This is a genomic window from Stenotrophomonas sp. Sm6012 (genome assembly GCF_030985895.1).
Taxonomy (GTDB): Bacteria; Pseudomonadota; Gammaproteobacteria; order Xanthomonadales; family Xanthomonadaceae; genus Stenotrophomonas; species Stenotrophomonas forensis.
The window spans coordinates 1-20,145 of sequence record NZ_JAPTFX010000043.1; the positions used below are offsets into that span (position 1 = coordinate 1).

The window sequence follows — 20,145 nt, forward strand, 5'->3', positions numbered from 1 at the left end:
GTGGGCTGGGTCCGGTGGCGGGGGTATCCGCGCCATGGATGGCGCGGCTAAGCCTACAGGGACGTATTCACGGCGTCCCCCGGCACTCCCACCCGCACGCCCCAACGCATGAACCTGCCTTGGCGATCAGCCGCGAGGGGGCTGCGCCCGTTGGCAGGGAAACCTCAGTACCCCGCCGCCTGCCCATCCTTGCGGCTCTCCGACGCACCGTAGTAAACCCCGGTATCCGGATCACGCATGATCGCCTGGTACCCGCCATACGGGCCGTCGGCGAACACGATGCGATGCCCCTTGCGCATCAGCGCACGCACCGTTTCATACGGGAATCCGGTTTCCAGATTCACCTCACCACCGTCGGTCATCGCCGTGGCCTGCCCGGTCGGCTCGGTCGAGCCCTCGTGCTGGATGCGCGGCGCATCACCGGCTTCCTGCAGGTTCATGCCGAAGTCCACCAGGTTCATCACGATCTGCGCGTGGCCCTGCGGCTGCATCGCCCCGCCCATGACGCCGAAACTGGCGTACGGCTTGCCACCCTTGGTGATGAAAGCCGGGATGATGGTCTGGAACGGCCGCTTGCCCGGCGCGTAGCCGTTGGGATGGTTCTTCTGCAGCACGAACATCTCGCCGCGATCCTGCAGGATGAAGCCCAGCCCCGGCGGCGCCATGCCGCTGCCCATGCCGCGGTAGTTGGACTGGATCAGCGACACCATCATGCCGTCGGCGTCGGCCACGGTCATGTAGATGGTGTCGCCCTCTTCCAGCTGCTTCGGTGTGCCGGGCTGCACTTCCTTCAGCGCCTTGTCCATCGAGATCAGCGCGCGGCGCTGCGCGGCGTATTCCTTGGAGATCAGCTTCTGCACCGGCGCCGGCTGGAACGCCATGTCGGCGTAGAAGCGCGCACGGTCGGCGAAGGCCAGCTTCTTCGCTTCCACGAACAGGTGCACGTGTTCCGGTGATCCGAACGGAATCTTCGAGAAATCGTAGCCCTCCAGTACGTTGAGGATCTGCAGTGCCGCGATGCCCTGGCTGTTCGGCGGCAGTTCCCACACGTCGTAGCCGCGGTAGTTGCTGCTGACCGGCTCGACCCACTCGCCGTGGTGGTCGGTCATGTCCTGGTAACTGAGGTAACCGCCGTTGGCCTTGAAGTAGTCGCCGATGGTGCGGGCGATATCGCCCTTGTAGAAGGCATCGCGCCCGCCATCGGCGATCTTCTGCAGGGTGCTGGCCAGGTTCGGGTTCTTCCACATCTCGCCCTTGCGCGGGGCGTGGCCGTTGATCGTGAACTGCTCCTTGAAGCCCGGGTACTGCGACAGCTTGGGCACCGAGCGATTCCAGTAGTAGGCGATCACTTCGGCCACCGGATGTCCGTCGCGGGCGTAGCGGATCGCCGGCGCCAGGTTGTCGGCCATCGGCTTGCGGCCAAAGCGGTCGTGCAGCGCGAACCAGCCGTCGACTGCGCCGGGCACAGAGACCGGCAACGGGCCGGTGGCGGGGATGTCCTTCAGGCCACGGCGCTGGAACTCGGCCAGGGTCAGCGACTTCGGCGAGCGGCCCGAGCCGTTGTAGCCGTACAGCTTCTGCGTCTTCGGGTCCCAGACGATGGCGAACAGGTCGCCGCCGATGCCATTGCCGGTGGGCTCCATCAGGCCGAGTGCAGCGTTGGCGGCGATTGCCGCGTCCACCGCCGAGCCACCGCCCTTCATCACATCGAGTGCGATCTGGGTGGCCAACGGCTGCGATGTGGCCGCCATGGCATGGGGCGCGATCACTTCCGAACGGGTGGCGAAGGTGTGGCCGGTGATGCGGTCGGCGGCAGAGGACAGTGCGGGCACGGTGGCCAGCACGGCGGCGGCCAGCAGGGAACGGGCAAGACGTCGGGACACGGTCGGGTTCCGATGGAAGGGTGGTCCCCGATCTTCGCCGCTGCAGCCTTCACGCGGTATCGGGCAGAGGTCATGGGCGAAGGTCTTTGCTGGTGCGGACCAAGGTCCGCACCCACCAAGGCGAATACAACCCGGAATCCGCGCAAAAGCTGCCCTGAAAAGAGTGAATTCGGGTTCACCGAAACACTTTCAGCGGCAACCATCCTTGTGCCACAAGCGATTACGCCGGATGCAGCGGAAACCGATAAAAATTGTGTCGCAAGGGTTGACATCGCCAAAACGGCTGTGTTTCTCTCGATCACATGTTGCATCACAACACGCCACCGCGAACCCACATCGAAGCCGCCGACACCGGCGCCGCATCGCTGCGTTCGATTCTTGTGCTCGTACTTATTACCCAACCCACAGGTGCGGGACGAGCCAGCGTGTAAGCAACAAACACACCGGAACTCATCAAAAACCCGCACCCGCCCCGGTGCGGGTTTTTTCATTTCAGGACCTGGTTTCAGACGCAACCACCATGAACAACGCCACCTTCAAAACCAGGACCCGCACCACCACGACGCCTCGTGGTGGCTGTGCCTGTGCGATGCGCGGCACCTCCTCCACCGCTTTCCCCTGACCGGCCGGTACGTCACCTCGACGACCGGCCGTTCTTTTTTCTTCCCACCGCAAGGAACTTCCCCCATGAGCACCAACGACCTGCCCCAGACCAAGATCGCCGTCATCGGCTACGGCAGCCAGGGCCGCGCCCACGCACTGAACCTGCGCGAATCCGGCTTCGACGTGGTGGTAGGCCTGCGTCCGGGCGGCCCGACCGAGGTCAAGGCGCAGGCCGACGGCTTCACCGTGAAAGCGCCGGCCGAGGCGGTGAAGGATGCCGACCTGGTCGCCGTGCTGACCCCGGACATGGTGCAGAAGAAGCTCTACGACGACGTGTTGGCGCCGAACATGAAGCAGGGCGCAGTGCTGCTGTTCGCGCATGGCCTGAACGTTCACTTCGACATGATCAAGCCGCGCGAGGACCTGGACGTGGTGCTGGTCGCGCCGAAGGGCCCGGGCGCGCTGGTGCGCCGCGAGTATGAAATCGGCCGCGGCGTGCCGTGCATCTGGGCGGTCTACCAGGACAAGAGCGGCAAGGCCGCCGACTACGCCCTGGCCTATGCCGGTGGCCTGGGCGGCGCCCGCGCCAACCTGATCCAGACCACCTTCAAGGAAGAAACCGAAACCGATCTGTTCGGCGAACAGGCGGTGCTGTGCGGCGGCGCCTCGGCGCTGGTGCAGGCCGGTTTCGAGACCCTGGTCGAAGCCGGCTACCAGCCCGAGATCGCCTACTACGAAGTGCTGCACGAACTGAAGCTGATCGTCGACCTGTTCTATGAAGGCGGCATCTCGCGCATGCTGGAATTCATTTCCGAGACCGCGCAGTACGGCGACTACGTCAGCGGCCCGCGCGTGATCGACGCCGGTACCAAGGCGCGCATGAAGGAAGTGCTGAAGGACATCCAGGACGGCACCTTCACCAAGAACTGGGTAGCCGAGTACGAAGCGGGCCTGCCGAACTACAACAAGTTCAAGCAGGCCGACCTGGAGCACCCGATCGAAAAGGTGGGCAAGGAACTGCGCGCCAAGATGGTCTGGTTGCAAGGACAGGCCGCTTAACCGCGCGGCCCTCCCCCACCCGCTTTGCAAGGTTCCCCCATGAACTCTTCGACACACCGCAGCGCGCCGCCCAACGGCGCGCGCTGGCTGACCCAGGCGCTGGAAGCCGAAGGCGTCCGCACGCTGTTCGGCTATCCCGGCGGCACCATCATGCCGTTCTACGACGCGCTGGTGGACTCGTCGCTGAAGCACATCCTGGTACGCCACGAGCAGGGCGCTGCGCTGGCCGCCAATGGCTTCGCCCGCGCCAGCGGCCAGGTCGGCGTCTGCGTGGCCACCTCCGGCCCGGGCGCCTCCAACCTGGTCACCGGCATCGCCGATGCGATGCTGGATTCGGTGCCGATGGTCTGCATCACCGGCCAGGTCGGCACGCCGCTGCTGGGCACCGACGCCTTCCAGGAGCTGGATGTGTTCGGCCTGACCCTGCCGATCGTCAAGCACAGTTGGCTGGTGCGCAGTGTCGATGACCTGCCGCGCGTGGTCGCCGATGCCTTCCGCATCGCCCGCGAGGGCCGGCCCGGCCCGGTGCTGATCGACCTGCCCAAGGACGTGCAGCTGGCCGATGCCAGCCATCTGCCAGCGCACGCGCCGAGCAGCGTCGAGCCGCCGCCGGCCCCGGCCGAAGCGGCCATCGCCGAAGCCATCGCCGCACTGGCGGCCGCCGAAAAGCCGGTGGTCTACGCCGGTGGCGGCATCGCGCTGGGCGATGCGGTGCAGGACCTGCGTGACTTCGTCGAGGCCAGCGCCATCCCCACCGTGATGACGCTGCGTGGGCTGGGCGCCCTGCCGGCCAGCCATCCGCAGTCGCTGGGCATGCTGGGCATGCACGGCACCCGCGCGGCCAACATGGCGGTGCAGGAAAGCGATCTGCTGCTGGTGCTGGGCGCGCGCTTCGACGACCGCGCCACCGGCAAGCTGGCCGAGTTCGCGCCGTTCGCCCGCGTCGTCCACATCGACGCCGACGCCTACGAGATCTCCAAGCTGCGCAGTGCCGACGTCGCCGTGCCCGGCAATGTCGGCCATGCCATCCGCGCCCTGCGTGCGGCCTTCCCCTCCCCCAAGGCCCACCAGGACGCATGGCGCAGGCGCTGTGCGCAGCATCGTGATCGATTCGCCGCGCGCTACGACGCACCGGGCCAGCACATCTACGCCCCGGCCCTGCTGAAGCGCCTGAGCGAGCTGGCGCCGGCCGATGCGGTGATCGCCTGCGATGTCGGCCAGCACCAGATGTGGGTGGCACAGCACTGCCGCTTCAACCATCCGCGCAACCACCTCACCAGCGGTGCGCTGGGCACCATGGGCTTCGGCCTGCCGGCAGCGATGGGTGCGCAGTTCGCCTGCCCCGATCGCACCGTGGTGCTGGTGTCCGGCGACGGCAGCTTCATGATGAACGTGCAGGAGCTGGCCACCATCGCGCGTTGCCGGCTGCCGGTGAAGATCGTGCTGCTGGACAACAGTTCGCTGGGCATGGTGCGGCAGTGGCAGGAGCTGTTCTTCGCCGAGCGTTACAGCGAGATCGACCTGTCCGACAACCCGGACTTCGTGGCGCTGGCGCAGGTGTTCGGTATCGCCGCGACCCGCATCGATGCACGCGACGACGTCGAAGGCGGGCTGGCCGCGCTGCTGGCCGAGCCGGGCCCGGCCCTGCTGCACGTGGCCATCGATGCACGCGCCAACGTGTGGCCGCTGGTGCCGCCCAACACCGCCAACAGCACGATGCTGGAAAGCAATCCCGCCCACGCCCGCCAGGAGACCCCCAATGCACTACCGGCTTGACCTGGTGCTGCACCCGGCCGAAGGCGCGCTGCTGCGCGTGATCGGCATGGCCGAACGCCGTGGCTTCGCGCCGCGTGCGATCAGCGGCGCGCCGGTGGCGGCCGACGATGGCCGCTGGCACCTGCAGCTGGTGGTGGATGGCCAGCGCCCGGCGGAAACGCTGTGCCGGCAGATCGAGAAGATCTACGACTGCGTGTCCGTGCAGGTCACCGCCGTGGAAGGAGCATCCGTATGAACACCCGTACCGTAGCGACCACGGTGCCGGTACGGAGGCGACTTCTTCGCCGCCCGTGCCCGCATGCGGCGGTCGCCCGCACCCCGCTGGTGGCCCATGCCGGCCGCTGATGCCAGCCAGGAAAGCGATGTCGGCGACGTAAGCGTCGCCGACGTGCTGGCCGCGCAGGCCCGCCTGCGCCGCTTCCTGCCACCCACGCCGCTGCACCATGCAGAGCGCTTCGGTACCTGGCTGAAGCTGGAAAACCTGCAGCGCACCGGTTCCTACAAGGTACGCGGTGCATTGAATGCGTTGCTGGCCGGCCGTGAGCGCGGCGACACCCGGCCGGTGATCTGCGCCTCGGCCGGCAACCACGCCCAGGGCGTAGCCTGGGCCGCCTACCGCCTGGACGTGCCCGCCATCACCGTGATGCCGCACGGCGCTCCGGCAACCAAGATCGCCGGCGTCGCCCACTGGGGCGCCACCGTGCGCCAGCATGGCAACAGCTACGACGAGGCCTATGCCTTCGCGGTGGAACTGGCGCAGCGCCATGGCTACCGCTTCCTGTCCGCGTTCGACGATGCCGACGTGATCGCCGGCCAGGGGACGGTCGGCATCGAACTGGCCGCGCACGCACCGGATGTGGTGATCGTGCCGATCGGCGGTGGCGGCCTGGCCTCCGGCGTCGCGCTGGCACTGAAATCGCAGGGCGTTCGCGTGGTGGGTGCGCAGGTGGAGGGCGTCGATTCGATGGCGCGCGCGATCCGTGGCGACGTCCGCGAGATCGCTCCGGCCGCTTCGCTGGCCGATGGCGTACGGGTGAAGATCCCCGGCTTCCTGACCCGCCGCCTGTGCACCTCGCTGCTGGACGACGTGGTGATCGTGCGCGAGGCCGAACTACGCGAAACCCTGGTCCGGCTGGCGCTGGAAGAACACATCATCGCCGAGGGCGCCGGTGCGCTGGCGCTGGCCGCCGGCCGCCGCGTCGCCGGCCGGCGCAAGTGCGCGGTGGTCTCCGGCGGCAACATCGATGCCGGCGTCCTGGCCGGCCTGCTCACCGACATCCGACCGCGCCCGCCGCGCAAGCCACGGCGACGGCGCAGCGACACCAACCGCACACCACCGCGCTCGCCCGGCAAGGCCAGCGCCCCCGCATCCCCTGCCTCTTCCCCTTCCCCCCTGCAAGCCGTCGCACCCGCTGTCGAGGAGATTTCCCTGTGACCACCATTGAACGAATTACCACCCCGCGCATCCGCATCTTCGATACCACCCTGCGTGACGGCGAGCAGTCCCCCGGCTGCAGCATGAGCCCGCCGCAGAAGCTGGTGATGGCGCGTGCGCTGGACGAACTGGGCGTGGACATCATCGAGACCGGCTTCCCGGCCAGCTCGCAGTCCGACCGTGAGGCGATGGCCCTGATCGGCCGCGAACTGCGCCGCCCGAGCCTGAGCCTGGCGGTGCTGTCGCGCTGCCTGCAGGCCGACATCGAAACCTCGGCACGCGCACTGGAAGCGGCTGCCAACCCGCGCCTGCACGTGTTCCTGTCGACCAGCCCGCTGCACCGCGAGCACAAGCTGCGGATGACCCGCGAGCAGGTACTGGAATCGGTGCGCAAGCACGTATCACTGGCACGCTCGTACATCGACGATGTCGAATTCTCGGCCGAGGATGCCACCCGCACCGAGCTGGATTACCTGATTGAAGTTTCGCGCGTGGCCATCGCTGCCGGCGCCACCACCATCAACCTGCCCGACACCGTTGGCTTCACCACGCCGGAAGAGATCCGCGCGATGTTCCAGCAGGTCATCGCCGGCGTTGCCGACGTTCCCAATGCCGCCAACGTGATCTTCAGCGCGCATTGCCACAACGACCTGGGCCTGGCCGTGGCCAACTCGCTGGCTGCCATCGAAGGCGGTGCGCGCCAGGTCGAATGCACCGTCAATGGCATCGGCGAGCGCGCCGGCAACTGCTCGCTGGAAGAGATCGCGATGGTGCTGAAGGTGCGCCAGGCCTTCTACGAGCAGGACAGCGCGATCAACACCCCGCGCATCGTCGGCACTTCGCAGCTGCTGCAGCGCCTGGTCGGCATGCCGGTGCAGCGCAACAAGGCCATCGTCGGTGCCAACGCCTTCGCCCACGAATCGGGCATCCATCAGCACGGCATGCTGCGCCATCGCGGCACCTACGAAATCATGCGCCCGGAAGATGTGGGCTGGGAAGACTCGCAGATGGTGCTGGGCCGCCACAGTGGCCGCGCCGCCGTCGAAGCGCGCCTGCGTGCGCTGGGCTTCTGGCTGGACGAAGACGAACTGAAGCTGGTGTTCGAGCAGTTCAAGGGCCTGTGCGAGCAGCAGCGCGTGGTCACCGATGCCGACCTGCAGACGCTGATGCAGGGCGGCTCCAACGCGCAGGGCTATCGCCTGGCGTCGATGACCATCAGTGACGTCGGCAGCCGCGCCAACGCGCTGGTCGAACTGTCCGACCCCGATGGCAACCGCGTGGCCGAGACCGCGCAGGGCGACGGCCCGGTCGATGCGCTGTTCGGCGCGCTGTCGGCGGCCACCGGCGTGCAGCTGATGCTGGACAGCTACCACGTGCACAGCGTCGGCATCGGCGCCGATGCACGTGGCGAAGCCAACCTGAGCGTGCGCCACGAGGGCGTGGAGTACGACGGCACCGGCACCAGCAAGGACATCATCGAAGCCTCCGCGCTGGCCTGGCTGGATGTTGCCAACCGCCTGCTGCGCCAGCGCCAGGCCGCCGCCCACAGCAGCACCGACGTTGCCACCCCCGCCACCGCCTGAGGAACCCGACATGAGCGCCTTCGACACCACTGCGCTGCCTGCAGGGCAGCACTGGAACGCCCAGGACTATGCGATCGACGCCGGCTTCGTGCCGCTGCTCGGCGGCGCGGTGGCGCGCCTGCTCGACCCGCGCGCCGGTGAACGCATCCTCGACCTGGGCTGTGGCGATGGCGTGCTCAGCACCGAACTGGCCCTCAGCGGCGCACGCATCCACGGCGTGGACGCGTCGCCGGAACTGGTGATCGCGGCGCGTGCGCGCGGTGTCGATGCGCAGGTGATGGACGGCCATGCGCTGTCGTTCGACAGCGAGTTCGACGCCGTGTTCAGCAATGCCGCCCTGCATTGGATGGGCACGACTGACCGCGTGCTGGAAGGCGTGCGCCGCGCGCTGCGCCCCGGCGGTCGCTTCGTCGCCGAATTCGGCGGCCACGGCAACGTCGCCACCATCATCGCCGCGGTGCAGGCCGCGCGCGTGGCACATGGCCACGGTGCCAGCGCCTTCCAGTGGTATTTCCCCAGCGCCGACGCCTACGCCGACCGCCTGCGCCAGCATGGCTTCCAGGTGCAGCTGATCGAGTGCACGCCGCGCCCGACTGCGCTGCCAACCGGGATCGCCGGCTGGTTGCGGGTATTCGCTGCACCGCTGCTGGACGATCTGCCCGCCGAGGCCCGCGCCACCGTGCGCGAGGCCGCCACCGCGTTGCTGGCCGATCTGCCGCGCAACGCCGCCGGCCAGCCGTTGGCCGACTACGTGCGGCTGCGGGTACTCGCCCGTCGCCGCTGACATGATCCGTTCGTTATCTTTCCCGATGTCCGCACCTTCGTACTTCTGCCAGGCACACGCATGACTTCCGCACCCCGCACCCTGTACGACAAACTGTGGGACGCCCACGTGGTGGTTCCCGAATCCGACAGCGCGCCCGCCGTGCTGTACATCGACCTGCACCTGATCCACGAGGTGACATCACCGCAGGCGTTCACCGAGCTGCGCGAGCGCGGCCTGTCGCCGCGCCGGCCGGACCGCACCAAGGCGACGATGGACCATTCCACGCCAACCCTGCCGGCCGCCGCCGACGGCACCCTGCCCTACGCCAGTGCCGCCTCCGAGGCGCAGGTCGCCACGCTGGCACGCAACTGCGCCGAGCACGGCATCGAGCTGTTCGACATGGCCTCGGACAACCGCGGCATCGTCCACGTGATCGCCCCGGAACAAGGCTTCACCCAGCCTGGCATGACCATCGTCTGCGGTGACAGCCACACCTCCACCCACGGTGCGTTCGGTTCGCTGGCGTTCGGCATCGGCACCAGTGAAGTCGGCCATGTGCTGGCCACGCAGTGCCTGTTGCAGCGCAAGGCCAAGACCTTTGCGATCACCGTGGACGGCCCGCTGGCACCCGGCGTTGGTGCCAAGGACGTGGTCCTGCACATCATCGGCGTGATCGGCGTCAACGGTGGTACCGGCCACGTCATCGAGTTCCGTGGCAGCACCATCGAAGCGATGGACATGGAACAGCGCATGACCCTGTGCAACATGTCGATCGAGGCCGGCGCGCGTGCCGGCATGGTCGCCCCGGACCAGGTCACCTTCGACTTCGTCGCCAAAACCCCGCGCGGCCCCAAAGGCACCGACTTCGACGCCGCCGTGGCGCGCTGGCAGCAGCTGCGCAGCGATGACGGCGCACGCTTCGACAGCGAAGTGCACATCGACGCCGCCGATATCCGCCCGACCCTGACCTGGGGCACTCATCCGGGTACTGCCATCGCGGTGGATGCGCCGATTCCGGCCGCCAACGATGCCGCCGCGCAGAAGGGCCTGGACTACATGCACTTCCAGGCCGGCAAGGCGCTGGCGGGTACTCCGGTGGACGTGGTGTTCGTTGGTTCGTGCACCAATGGCCGCCTGAGCGACATGCGCGAAGTGGCGCAGGTGCTGCGTGGCCGCCACGTTGCCGACGGCGTGCGCATGCTGGTGGTGCCGGGCTCGGAAATCGTCAAGCGCGAGGCCGAGGCCGAAGGCATCCATGAGATCGTGCGCGCGGCCGGTGCCGAGTGGCGCGAGCCGGGCTGCTCGATGTGCATCGCCATGAACGGAGACCTGGTCGCCCCGGGCCAGCTGGCCGTGAGCACCAGCAACCGCAACTTCGAGGGCCGCCAGGGCCCAGGTTCACGCACCCTGCTGGCGTCGCCGATGAGCGCGGCATGGGCGGCGGTGAAAGGCCAGGTGGCCGATACCCGCGAACTGTTCGCACAGGAGGTCGCGTGATGGCCGGTTTCCGTACCCTGAGCTCGGCCAGCGTGGTGCTGCGCCAGACCAATATCGACACCGACCAGATCATTCCGGCGCGGTTCCTGTCCACCACCGAACGTGCCGGCCTGGGTCGCAATGCGTTCAATGACTGGCGCTGGCAGGCCGACGGTTCGCCGGTGGCCGACTTCGCCTTCAACCAGCCGCACAACGCCGGCCGCAGCATCCTGCTGGCGGGCCGCAACTTCGGCTGCGGTTCCTCGCGCGAGCATGCACCGTGGGCGCTGACCGACCTCGGCCTGCGCGCCATCGTCAGCAGCGAGATCGCCGACATCTTCCGCGGCAACTCGCTGAAGAACGGCCTGCTGCCGATCGTGCTGGACGAGGCCGACGTGCAGGCGCTGATGCAGCGTCCGGACGATGAATTGACCATCGATGTGGCCACGCGCGAACTGCGCACCCCGGATGGCCGCGTCTATTCCTTCCCGCTGGATGGCTTCTCGCAGACCTGCCTGCTGGAAGGTGTCGACCAGTTGGGGTATCTGTTGGGCCGCGTCCCTGAAATCGAACGTTACGAGAGTGAGCATGCACGCTGAGATTGTTGTCCTGCCCGGTGATGGCATCGGCCCGGAAGTGGCCGCCGCGGCAGTTGCCGTCCTGAAGGCCGTCGCCGAACGCTTCAATCACACCTTTGCTTTCAGCGAACACGATATCGGTGGCATCGCCATCGATCGTCACGGCGAGCCGCTGCCGGCCGAAACCCTGGCAGCTTGCCAGGCCGCCAATGCAGTGCTGCTGGGCGCCGTGGGGGGCCCGAAGTGGTCCGACCCGAATGCCAAGGTACGCCCGGAACAGGGCCTGCTGGCGATCCGCAAGGCGCTGGGCCTGTATGCCAACCTGCGCCCGGTGCGCACCCACGAGGCCGCGCTGCACGCCTCGCCGATCAAGGCCGAGCTGCTGCAGGGCGTGGACTTCGTGGTGGTGCGCGAACTGACCGGCGGCATCTACTTCGGTGACAAGACCCGCGACGCCGACAGCGCCAGCGACCTGTGCCGCTACACCGTGGCCGAGATCGAGCGCGTGCTGCGCAGCGCCTTCCGCCTGGCGCAACAGCGCCGTGGCAAGGTCACCTCGGTGGACAAGGCCAACGTGCTGGAAACCTCGCGCCTGTGGCGTGACGTGGCCGCACGCATCGGCCGGGAAGAATTCCCGGACGTGGCACTGGAACACCAGCTGGTTGATTCGATGGCCATGCACCTGCTGGCCAAGCCGCGCGAGTACGACGTGATCGTCACCGAGAACATGTTCGGCGACATCCTCACCGATGAGGCCTCGATGCTGGCCGGCTCGCTGGGCCTGCTGCCGTCGGCGTCGCTGGGCGAACCGGGCGCGGTCGGCATCTACGAGCCGATCCATGGCTCGGCCCCGGACATCGCCGGCAAGGGCATTGCCAACCCGTACGCGACGATCTTCAGCGCAGCGATGCTGTTGCGCCATTCGTTGGGATTGGAAGCCGAGGCTGCGGCGGTGGAAGCCGCAGTACATGCCGTGCTGGACGACGGCGTGTTCACCGCCGACCTGGCCGCCAAGGGCCAGGCGGTGAGTACCGCCGCCGCGACGGATGCGGTGCTGGCGAAGCTGGGCTGACCTGTCCTGCAACTCCTGTAGAGTCGAGCATGGCTTGACTCTACAGGTACGCCGCAGCCACGCCCTGCGTGGCTGCTCTACTTGGTGGTGTACCCACCATTGACCAGGATGGTCTGCCCGGTCATCCACCAGCCATCGGTGACCAGGAAGCGGATCCACGGCACGATGTCGGCGATGTCGGTCAGGCCGGTACGGGTGAATGCCGACAGCGCCGCCGCGGTCTTGTGGTACGCCTGCGCATCGGCACTCTCAGCCGGATAGAAGAACGGCGTGTCCATCGGACCGGGGCCGATCGCGGTCACCGAGATGCCACGCTCACCGAACTCCTTCGACGCCGCGCGGGTGAAGTGTTCCACCGGCGCCTTGGTGCCGGCATAGCTGGAATAGAACGGCGTGAACGCACCCAGCAGCGACGTGACCAAAGTGCAGATGCGGCCGCCATCATTGACGTGGCGACCGGCCTCCCTGAGGAAGAAGAAGGCGGCCTTGGCATTGACCGCGCTCATCTCGTCGTACTCCGCTTCGCTGATCTCCAGCAGCGGCTTTTTCAGCACCTTGCCGACCGTGTTGATGGCAATGTCGGGACGGCCCACTGCCGCCACCGCATCGGCGAACAAGCGCTCCATCGCCGCGGCCGAGGTCAGGTCTCCCTGCAGGGCGACGGCCTTGCTGCCAGCGGCCTGCACGGCGGCAACCGTCGCTTCGGCGTCGGCCTGGGTGGCGGCGCTGTTGTAATGGATGACGATGGCCCTGGCCCCTTGCGCAGCAAAGTCGCGGGCCAGCAGGCCGCCCAGGTTCTTGGCGCCACCGGCAATCAGCACGGTCTTGCCCTTGAGGGAATGGTCGGACATGGCGTTGGTCTCGGGAGGGGGCTGCCCGGGGTGGCAACCCTGCCCTGACGACGATATCGTGCAGAAAACGCGGATAAAGCCCGCCACATTGACTTAACTTTCCAGAGCCAGCGAACAATGGACCGGATCGATCGCTTCCGCATCTTCACCCGGGTCGTGGAGTGCGCCAGCTTCACACGCGCCGCCGACCAGCTCGGGCTGCCCCGTTCGACGGTGTCAGCGGCCATCGCGGAACTTGAACAGCGGCTCGGCACCCGCCTGCTGCAGCGTTCGACCCGCAGGGTCTCCACCACCCACGATGGCGACGTGTTCCATGCCCGTTGCCTGCGCCTGATTGCCGAGGTCGAGGACGCCGAGTCACTGTTCCGCCAGGACGACGCACAGCCGGTGGGACTGCTGAAGATCGACGTGCCCAGCCGCATCGGCCGCCGCATCCTCGCCCCGGCCCTGCCCGACTTCTTCGCACGCTACCCGCAGGTGGAGCTGGACCTGGGCATGACCGACCGTGCGGTGAACCTGATCGAAGATGGCTGCGATGCCGTACTCCGCGTCGGCCAGCTGAGCGACTCCAGCCTGGTGGCCCGCACCCTGGGCCAGCTCGACTTCGTCAACGTTGCCGCACCGGCCTATCTGCGCGAGCACGGCGAGCCGCAGCATCCTGCCGACCTGCAGCAGCACCGCGCGGTGAACTACGCTTCGCCGACCACGGCGCGGGTGGAAGCGTGGGAGTGGCAGGACGGCAACCAGCTGCGCACGCTACCGATGCCAGGCTGGGTGCGGGTGAACAGCGCCGAAGCGTCGATTGCCTGCTGCGTGGCTGGGCTCGGGCTGCTGCAGATTCCGCGCTACGACGTGCAGGCTGAACTGCAATCAGGCGCATTGGTGGAAGTGCTGCCGCAGCACGTTGCGCAGCCACTGCCGGTGACCCTGCTGCAGCCGCACCGGCAGCATCGCGCGCAACGTGTGCAGGTCTTCATCGAGTGGCTGTTGCCGGTGCTGCGGGCGGGGCTGCAGTTGCAGTAGATCCACGCCATGCGCGGATGCATGCGTCAGTGCCAACCAAGGTTGGCACCTACCCGGGCAAATACCCGCTGCGGTAGATCCACGCCATGCGTGGATGCATGCGTCAGTGCCAACCAAGGTTGGCACCTGCCAGAGGCCAAGGCCGGGAAAACCCGGGGCATCACGCCCCGGATTCGTCTGCCTTTACCCGGAACCAGGCCGCGTACAGCGCCGGCAGGAACACCAGGGTCAGCACCGTACCCACGATCAGGCCACCCATGATCGAGATCGCCATCGAGCCATAGAATGCGCTGCGCGACAGCGGAATCATCGCCAGCACGGCAGCCAGCGCGGTCAGCACGATCGGACGGAAGCGGCGCACCGTGGCATCGATGATCGAATGCCAGCGGTCATGGCCGGCGTCGATGTCCTGCTGGATCTGGTCGATCAGGATCACCGAATTGCGCATGATCATGCCGGCCAGTGCGATCGTGCCCAGCAGTGCCACGAAGCCGAACGGCGCGCGGAACAGCAGCAGGAACAGGGTTGCACCGATGATGCCCAGCGGCGCGGTCACCAGCACCATCGCTGCGCGCGAGAAGCTGCGCAGCTGCAGCATCAGCAACGTCGCCACCACCACCAGGAACAGCGGCATGCCGGCCTTGATCGAGTTCTGGCCGCGGGCCGAATCCTCCACCGTACCGCCGGTTTCCAGCAGGTACCCGCTGGGCAGTTCGGCACGGATGCCATCCAGCGTCGGCAGGATCTGGTGCACCACGTCCAGCGGCTGCATGCCATCACTGATGTCGGCGCGCACAGTCACCGTCGGCAGTCGGTTGCGGTGCCAGATGATGCCGTCCTCGAAGCCGTACTCCATCGTCGCCACCTGCGACAGGGTGATGCTGCCGCCGTTGGCGGTCGGCATCGACAGGCTCGACAGCAGTTCCAGCTGGTTGCGCTCATCGGCCGGGCCGCGCAGCAGCATCTCGATCTGGCGGTTGCCTTCGCGGTACACGCTCACCGATTGCCCGGCCAGTGAACTGGACAGGAACTGGCTGACCTGGGCACTGCTCACGCCCAGCGCGCGGGCACGCTCCTGGTCGATCACCAGCCGCACCACCTTGCTCGGCTCGCTCCAGTCCAGGTTGACGTTCATCACGTGCGGGTTCTCACGCACCTTGGCCTCGACCTGGCGCGCGATCGCCTGCACCCTCTCGATGTGCTCGCCGGAAATGCGCATCTGCACCGGGTAGCCGACCGGCGGGCCGTTCTCCAGGCGGGTCACGCGCATCTGCACATCCGGGAACTTCGGGATCACCTCGTGCAGCAGCCAGTCGCGGGTGCTTTCGCGCGACTTGATGTCCTTGGCCAGCACCACGAACTGGGCGAAGTTGGTCGCCGGCAGCTGCTGGTCCAGCGGCAGGTAGAAGCGCGGCGAACCGGTGCCGACATAGGACACATAGTTGGCGATGCCGTCGCGGCTGGACAGCAGCTTTTCCAGCTTCTCGGCCTGGGCCTGGGTCGAGCGCAGCGACGCGCCCTCGGCCAGCTCGATGTCCACCATCAGCTCCGGCCGGGTCGAATCCGGGAAGAACTGCTGCGGCACGAAGCGGAACATCATCAGCGAGAACACGAACAGGGCGATGGTCGCGGCGATCACCCACCAGCGACGGCGCAGGCAGGCGTCCAGGAAGCGACGGAAGCTGCGGTAGAACGGGCGCTGGTACGGGTCATGGTCGTGCCCGTGCTGCGGCGGTGCGATCAGGTTGGCCAGCGCCGGGTAGCGGTCGGCCCACTGCTGGCGCCTGGCATGCCAGCGCGCGGACAGGCTGCCCGGCTTCGGCGGCTGCGGATTGAACAGGTCCGGCAGCATCTTGTCGCCCAGGTACGGAATGAACAGCACCGCTGCGATCCACGACACCACCAGCGCGATGGTCACCACCTGGAACAGCGAGCGGGTGTACTCACCGGTGCTCGATGCCGCCGTGGCGATCGGCAGGAAGCCGGCCGCGGTGATCAGGGTACCGGTCAGCATCGGGAACGCGGTCGACTCCCAGGCAAAACTGGCCGCACGCAGGCGGTCGTAGCCCTGCTCCATCTTGGTGGCCATCATCTCCACCGCGATGATCGCATCGTCCACCAGCAGGCCCAGCGCCAGCACCAGCGCGCCCAGCGAAATCTTGTGCAGGCCGATGTCGAAGTAGTGCATGACGAAGAAGGTCATCGCCAGCACCAGCGGAATGGTCACGCCCACCACCAGGCCGGTACGCAGGCCCAGCGAGAAGAAGCTGACCAGCAGCACGATCGCCACCGCCTCGGTCAGCACCTGCACGAACTCGCCCACCGACTCCTCCACCGACTGCGGCTGGTCGGACACCTTGCGCAACTGCATGCCGGCCGGCAGGGTCTTCTGCAGGCGCTCGAACTCGGCATCGAGGTTGGCACCGAGCTTGAGGATGTCACCGCCGTCCTTCATCGCCACCGCCAGGCCGATCGCTTCTTCGCCCATGAAGCGCATCTTCGGCGACGCCGGGTCGGCAAAGCCACGCTTCACCTCGGCGATGTCACCCAGGTGCACGGTCCGGTCGCCGGCCCGGATCGGGAACTGGCGGATCGCCTCGATATCGTTGAACTGGCCGGTCACGCGCAGCTGCACGCGATCGGTGGCGGTCTCGAAGAAGCTGGTAGCGGTGATCGCGTTCTGGTCGGCCAATGCCTGCTGCACCTGCTGCATCGACACGCCCAGCGTGGCCAGGCGGGTATTGGACAGCTCGATCCACACCTTCTCGTCCTGCAGGCCGACCAGGTCGATCTTGCCGACGTCGGGCACGCGTTGCAGTTCCAGCTGGATGCGGTCGGCGTAGTCACGCATCACGGCGTAGTCGAAGCCCTTGCCGGTCAGCGCGTAGATGTTGCCGTAGGTGTCGCCGAACTCATCGTTGAAGAACGGGCCGACGATCTCGCGCGGCAGCGTCGCCCGGATGTCGCCCACACGCTTGCGCACCTGGTACCACAGGTCCGGAATCTGCCGGGAACGCAGGCTGTCGCGGGCCATGAAGATCACCTGCGATTCGCCCGGGCGCGAGTACGAGCGGATGAACTCGTACTCGCCGGTGTTCATCAGCGCCTTCTCGATCGGCTCGGTCACCTGCCGCGAAACCTGCTCGGCGGTGGCGCCCGGCCACAGCGTGCGCACCACCATCGCCTTGAAGGTGAACGGCGGATCCTCGGACTGGCCCAGGTGCTTGTACGACCACGCGCCGATCAGCGCGAAGGCGAGCATCGCAAACAGCACCAGTGGACGGTTGGCCAGCGCCCACTCGGAAAGATTGAAGCGGCGCACCGGCTTACTCCTTGGCCTTGGCGGCGGCGGCCGGCGTGGCCGGCTTCAGCACCGGGCGGTTCTGCCGGTCCACCGCGATCACCGGCTGGCCGGCACGCAGCAGATGGCCACCGGCGGCGACCACCCAGTCGCCTGCGCCGACGCCCGTGAGCACCGGCACCGTCTCGCTGCCATAGGCACCGGTGGTGACCGCCGCAGCCTTCAGCGTGCTGTTGGCCGGATCGACCACCCACACGCTGGCGGCACCGTTGGCACCGCGTTGCAGCGCACCCAGCGGCAGCTGCAGGGTGCCGTGGCGGCCGGCGCTGCTGTAGACACGTGCGCTCTGGCCCAGTTCGACATCGGCCAGTGCGTCGGCCGCCAGGCTGACCCGGGTCGCATAGGTGCGTGCTTGCGGATCGGCGGCGGCGGCAATCTCGCGGATCGTGCCCGGCAGGCGCTGGCCCGGGCGGTTCCACAACTCCACCTCCACCGGCTGGCCGACCGCGTAATCGCGGATGGTGGCTTCAGGCAGGTCGATCAGCACTTCGCGGCCACCGTCGGCGGCCAGGTTGAAGATGGTCTGGCCGGCCGACACCACCTGCCCGGCTTCGGCCTCGCGGCTGGCGACCACGCCGTCGGCCGGTGCACGCAGCTGCGCGTAGTCGGCCTGGTTGCGCAGCACATCGAGGTTGGCACGCGCCGCATTGGCCTGGCCCTGCGCCGCCTTGAACGCGGCAGACTGCTGGTCCAGCTGCGAGCGGCTGACCAGCTGCTGGTCGGCCAGCACCTGATAGCGCTTGAGGTCGTCGCGGGCGCGCACCAGGTCGGCTTCGGCCGCGGCCAGCTGGGCCTGCGAAGCGCGGGCCTGCAGCGCGAAGTCGGCCACGTCCAGCTCGGCCAGCACGTCGCCCTTCTTCACCCGCTGGCCGGCATCGACGTGGCGCTTGACCAGGTTACCGCCGACGCGAAACGACAGCGGGCTTTCCTGGCGGGCACGCACCGTGCCCGGGAACGCCGCCGGCGCCTGCCCGGCCTGCTCGCCAGGGTGAACCACCAGCACCGGCACGGCCGCCTGCGGCGCCTGTTCCTGTCCCGAACAGGCTGCCAGCGCAGCCACCCACACCATACCGCCCATCCAGCGCACGATCTTCATCGGTCAACGTCCTGAAAACGCAGGGTCCAACAAGGGGGGAGCCGCGACTGCCGGCCCAATTTAATAAACCGGTCGGTATAGTATAAATATCGAACCGCTTGGTCTAGTATTGTTGCGATGAGTTCTCCCACTTCCCGCAAGCCGTCGGCCAAGCCCGCTGCCAAGGCCGCCGGACCCGGGCGCCCCAAGGATCTCGGCAAGCGCGCGGCGATCCTTGAAGCAGCCAAGGCACTGTTCATCGAACAGGGCTATACCGGCGTGAGCATGGACGCCATCGCTGCTCAGGCCGGCGTCTCGAAGCTGACCGTGTACAGCCATTTCGGCGACAAGGAGACCCTGTTCTCCGAGGCCGTGCAGTCCAAATGCATTGAAATGCTGCCCGACGCCCTGTTCGTGGCCGACGCGGACGGCCCGCTGCGAGACCAGCTGATCGGCATCGGCCTGGCCTTCTTCGAGCTGATCACCTCCGATGCGGCGATCTCGATCCAGCGCATGATGATGGCCCCGGAAACCGATGAACGCCTGCGCGAGCTGTTCTGGCAGGCCGGCCCGGAACGTACCTGCGCGGCCCTGGCCGACTTCCTGCGCGCGCGCGGCGAACGCGGCGAGCTGGAGATTGCCGATTACTACCTCGCCGGCCAGCAGTTCCTGACCCTGGTGAAGGGCGAAGTGCACATGCATATGATGTGCGGCATGCCACTGTCACCGGTGGAGTGCGACCCTCTCACCCACGTGACCGCCAGCATCGACTTCTTCCTGCGCGCCTATGCGCCGCGAGGGGCCGGGACGGCCGGATAACCAAAACTGAACGAACCGGAGGTCGCGATGACTTCCGGCACTGCGACCCCGGCCACCCGGCAGCTGATGCTCTGGGCGCGCCGCCGGCCTCCGGCACCGGTAAAATGGCCGGCCCACTGCGCTGGATTTGAACCTCATGACGATTGATTACGCCCACGCCCGCGAACTGATGGTGGAACAGCAGATCCGTCCCTGGGACGTGCTGGACATCAAGGTGCTCGACGTCCTCGCCCGCCTGCCGCGCGAGGCCTTTGTCGCCGACGCGCACCGGGCGCTGGCCTACGCCGACGTCGAACTGCCGATCGGCCATGGCCAGAAGATGATGAAGCCGGTCATCGAGGGCCGTACCCTGCAGGCACTGGACCTGCAGCCGGGTGACGAAGTGCTGGAGATCGGCACCGGCAGCGGCTTCCTGGCTGCCTGCATCGGCGCGCTGGCACGCGACGTGCTGAGCCTGGAGATCGACCCGGACCTGGCTGCCGCCGCACGCGCCCGCCTGGACGCGTCCGGCCTGGGCACCAATGTCCGTGTCGAAGTGGCCGACGCCCTGTCCTGGCAGACCGAACGCCGCTTTGACGTGATCTGTGTCACTGGTGCGGTCGACGTGGTGCCGTCACAGTTCGCCTCGTGGCTGCGTCCGGGTGGCCGCCTGTTCGTGATCCAGGGCCGCTCGCCGGCGATGGAGGCCCTGCTGGTCAAGGCCGACGGCAGCACCGAATCGCTGTTCGAAACCGATATCGATTACCTGCGCGGTGCCGCCCCGGCACCCCAGTTCCACCTCTGAG

Annotated in this window: 16 protein-coding genes; 12 read left to right on the forward strand and 4 right to left on the reverse strand. The window is 67.5% G+C overall.

Annotation, left to right across the window (positions count from 1 at the left end):
* Positions 1–164: 164 nt before the first annotated feature.
* Positions 165–1,883, reverse strand: coding sequence for a gamma-glutamyltransferase (gene ggt, locus O0J73_RS09935; RefSeq protein ID WP_308308607.1), 1,719 nt, complete (start codon positions 1,881–1,883; stop codon positions 165–167).
* Between the two features lie 687 nt (positions 1,884–2,570).
* Here ggt and ilvC point away from each other — a divergent pair.
* From ilvC to leuB, 9 genes are all read left to right on the forward strand, one after another.
* Positions 2,571–3,545: a ketol-acid reductoisomerase gene (ilvC, locus tag O0J73_RS09940; RefSeq protein WP_008265163.1), complete on the forward strand. Its 975-nt coding sequence runs from the start codon at positions 2,571–2,573 to the stop codon at positions 3,543–3,545.
* A 39-nt stretch (positions 3,546–3,584) separates the two neighbouring features.
* Positions 3,585–5,321 (forward strand): acetolactate synthase 2 catalytic subunit, encoded by a 1,737-nt coding sequence (gene ilvG / locus O0J73_RS09945; RefSeq protein WP_049456957.1) that lies wholly within the window; start codon positions 3,585–3,587, stop codon positions 5,319–5,321.
* A complete protein-coding gene (locus O0J73_RS09950; RefSeq protein ID WP_005419108.1) occupies positions 5,305–5,556 on the forward strand; it encodes an ACT domain-containing protein in 252 nt (83 codons plus the stop codon). The genes ilvG and O0J73_RS09950 overlap by 17 nt, the downstream gene beginning before the upstream one ends.
* 96 nt (positions 5,557–5,652) lie before the next feature.
* Positions 5,653–6,756 carry a threonine dehydratase gene (locus O0J73_RS09955; protein ID WP_308308608.1) on the forward strand — a complete coding sequence of 368 codons (1,104 nt, stop codon included), beginning with the start codon at positions 5,653–5,655 and terminating at the stop codon, positions 6,754–6,756.
* The gene (locus tag O0J73_RS09960; RefSeq protein ID WP_308308609.1) at positions 6,753–8,339 is read left to right on the forward strand and encodes a 2-isopropylmalate synthase; all 1,587 of its coding nucleotides are present in this window, start codon (positions 6,753–6,755) and stop codon (positions 8,337–8,339) included. The genes O0J73_RS09955 and O0J73_RS09960 overlap by 4 nt, the downstream gene beginning before the upstream one ends.
* Positions 8,340–8,349: 10 nt before the next feature.
* Complete coding sequence (locus O0J73_RS09965; protein WP_308308610.1) at positions 8,350–9,123, forward strand: class I SAM-dependent methyltransferase; 774 nt, start codon at positions 8,350–8,352, stop codon at positions 9,121–9,123.
* A 60-nt stretch (positions 9,124–9,183) separates the two neighbouring features.
* Entirely contained in the window at positions 9,184–10,602 is a 1,419-nt protein-coding gene (gene leuC / locus O0J73_RS09970; protein WP_308308611.1) for a 3-isopropylmalate dehydratase large subunit, read from the forward strand.
* Positions 10,602–11,180 carry a 3-isopropylmalate dehydratase small subunit gene (gene leuD / locus O0J73_RS09975; protein WP_049456961.1) on the forward strand — a complete coding sequence of 193 codons (579 nt, stop codon included), beginning with the start codon at positions 10,602–10,604 and terminating at the stop codon, positions 11,178–11,180. Before leuC ends, leuD begins: the two co-directional genes overlap by 1 nt.
* Positions 11,170–12,231, forward strand: coding sequence for a 3-isopropylmalate dehydrogenase (gene leuB, locus O0J73_RS09980; RefSeq protein WP_308308612.1), 1,062 nt, complete (start codon positions 11,170–11,172; stop codon positions 12,229–12,231). Before leuD ends, leuB begins: the two co-directional genes overlap by 11 nt.
* A gap of 77 nt (positions 12,232–12,308) precedes the next feature.
* Here the strand turns inward: leuB and O0J73_RS09985 are convergent, their stop codons facing one another.
* Positions 12,309–13,082: an SDR family oxidoreductase gene (locus tag O0J73_RS09985; protein WP_308308613.1), complete on the reverse strand. Its 774-nt coding sequence runs from the start codon at positions 13,080–13,082 to the stop codon at positions 12,309–12,311.
* Between the two features lie 117 nt (positions 13,083–13,199).
* On the opposite strand from O0J73_RS09985, the gene O0J73_RS09990 reads away from it, so the two are divergent.
* On the forward strand, positions 13,200–14,105 hold the full coding sequence (locus O0J73_RS09990; RefSeq protein ID WP_006468189.1) for a LysR family transcriptional regulator: 906 nt from the start codon (positions 13,200–13,202) through the stop codon (positions 14,103–14,105).
* 160 nt (positions 14,106–14,265) lie between these two features.
* On the opposite strand, the gene O0J73_RS09995 is transcribed toward O0J73_RS09990, so the two are convergent.
* Both O0J73_RS09995 and O0J73_RS10000 read right to left on the reverse strand, forming a co-directional pair.
* Entirely contained in the window at positions 14,266–17,427 is a 3,162-nt protein-coding gene (locus tag O0J73_RS09995) for an efflux RND transporter permease subunit (protein ID WP_308308614.1), read from the reverse strand.
* Between the two features lie 4 nt (positions 17,428–17,431).
* Positions 17,432–18,562 carry an efflux RND transporter periplasmic adaptor subunit gene (locus tag O0J73_RS10000; RefSeq protein ID WP_308308615.1) on the reverse strand — a complete coding sequence of 377 codons (1,131 nt, stop codon included), beginning with the start codon at positions 18,560–18,562 and terminating at the stop codon, positions 17,432–17,434.
* Positions 18,563–18,679: 117 nt separating this feature from the next.
* Between O0J73_RS10000 and O0J73_RS10005 the strand changes: the two genes are divergently transcribed.
* Together O0J73_RS10005 and O0J73_RS10010 are read left to right on the forward strand one after the other, a co-directional pair.
* The gene (locus O0J73_RS10005) at positions 18,680–19,360 is read left to right on the forward strand and encodes a TetR/AcrR family transcriptional regulator (protein ID WP_008264859.1); all 681 of its coding nucleotides are present in this window, start codon (positions 18,680–18,682) and stop codon (positions 19,358–19,360) included.
* A gap of 136 nt (positions 19,361–19,496) precedes the next feature.
* Entirely contained in the window at positions 19,497–20,144 is a 648-nt protein-coding gene (locus tag O0J73_RS10010; protein ID WP_049456968.1) for a protein-L-isoaspartate O-methyltransferase, read from the forward strand.
* Position 20,145 lies beyond the last annotated feature (1 nt).

Coding starts and splice junctions, on each gene's coding strand:
- ilvC (WP_008265163.1), top strand. CDS start 2,571: ATGAGCACCAACGACCTGCCCCAGACCAAGATCGCCGTCATCGGCTAC.
- ilvG (WP_049456957.1), top strand. CDS start 3,585: ATGAACTCTTCGACACACCGCAGCGCGCCGCCCAACGGCGCGCGCTGG.
- O0J73_RS09950 (WP_005419108.1), top strand. CDS start 5,305: ATGCACTACCGGCTTGACCTGGTGCTGCACCCGGCCGAAGGCGCGCTG.
- O0J73_RS09955 (WP_308308608.1), top strand. CDS start 5,653: ATGCCGGCCGCTGATGCCAGCCAGGAAAGCGATGTCGGCGACGTAAGC.
- O0J73_RS09965 (WP_308308610.1), top strand. CDS start 8,350: ATGAGCGCCTTCGACACCACTGCGCTGCCTGCAGGGCAGCACTGGAAC.
- leuC (WP_308308611.1), top strand. CDS start 9,184: ATGACTTCCGCACCCCGCACCCTGTACGACAAACTGTGGGACGCCCAC.
- leuD (WP_049456961.1), top strand. CDS start 10,602: ATGGCCGGTTTCCGTACCCTGAGCTCGGCCAGCGTGGTGCTGCGCCAG.
- leuB (WP_308308612.1), top strand. CDS start 11,170: ATGCACGCTGAGATTGTTGTCCTGCCCGGTGATGGCATCGGCCCGGAA.
- O0J73_RS09985 (WP_308308613.1), bottom strand. CDS start 13,082: ATGTCCGACCATTCCCTCAAGGGCAAGACCGTGCTGATTGCCGGTGGC.
- O0J73_RS09990 (WP_006468189.1), top strand. CDS start 13,200: ATGGACCGGATCGATCGCTTCCGCATCTTCACCCGGGTCGTGGAGTGC.
- O0J73_RS10000 (WP_308308615.1), bottom strand. CDS start 18,562: ATGAAGATCGTGCGCTGGATGGGCGGTATGGTGTGGGTGGCTGCGCTG.
- O0J73_RS10005 (WP_008264859.1), top strand. CDS start 18,680: ATGAGTTCTCCCACTTCCCGCAAGCCGTCGGCCAAGCCCGCTGCCAAG.
- O0J73_RS10010 (WP_049456968.1), top strand. CDS start 19,497: ATGACGATTGATTACGCCCACGCCCGCGAACTGATGGTGGAACAGCAG.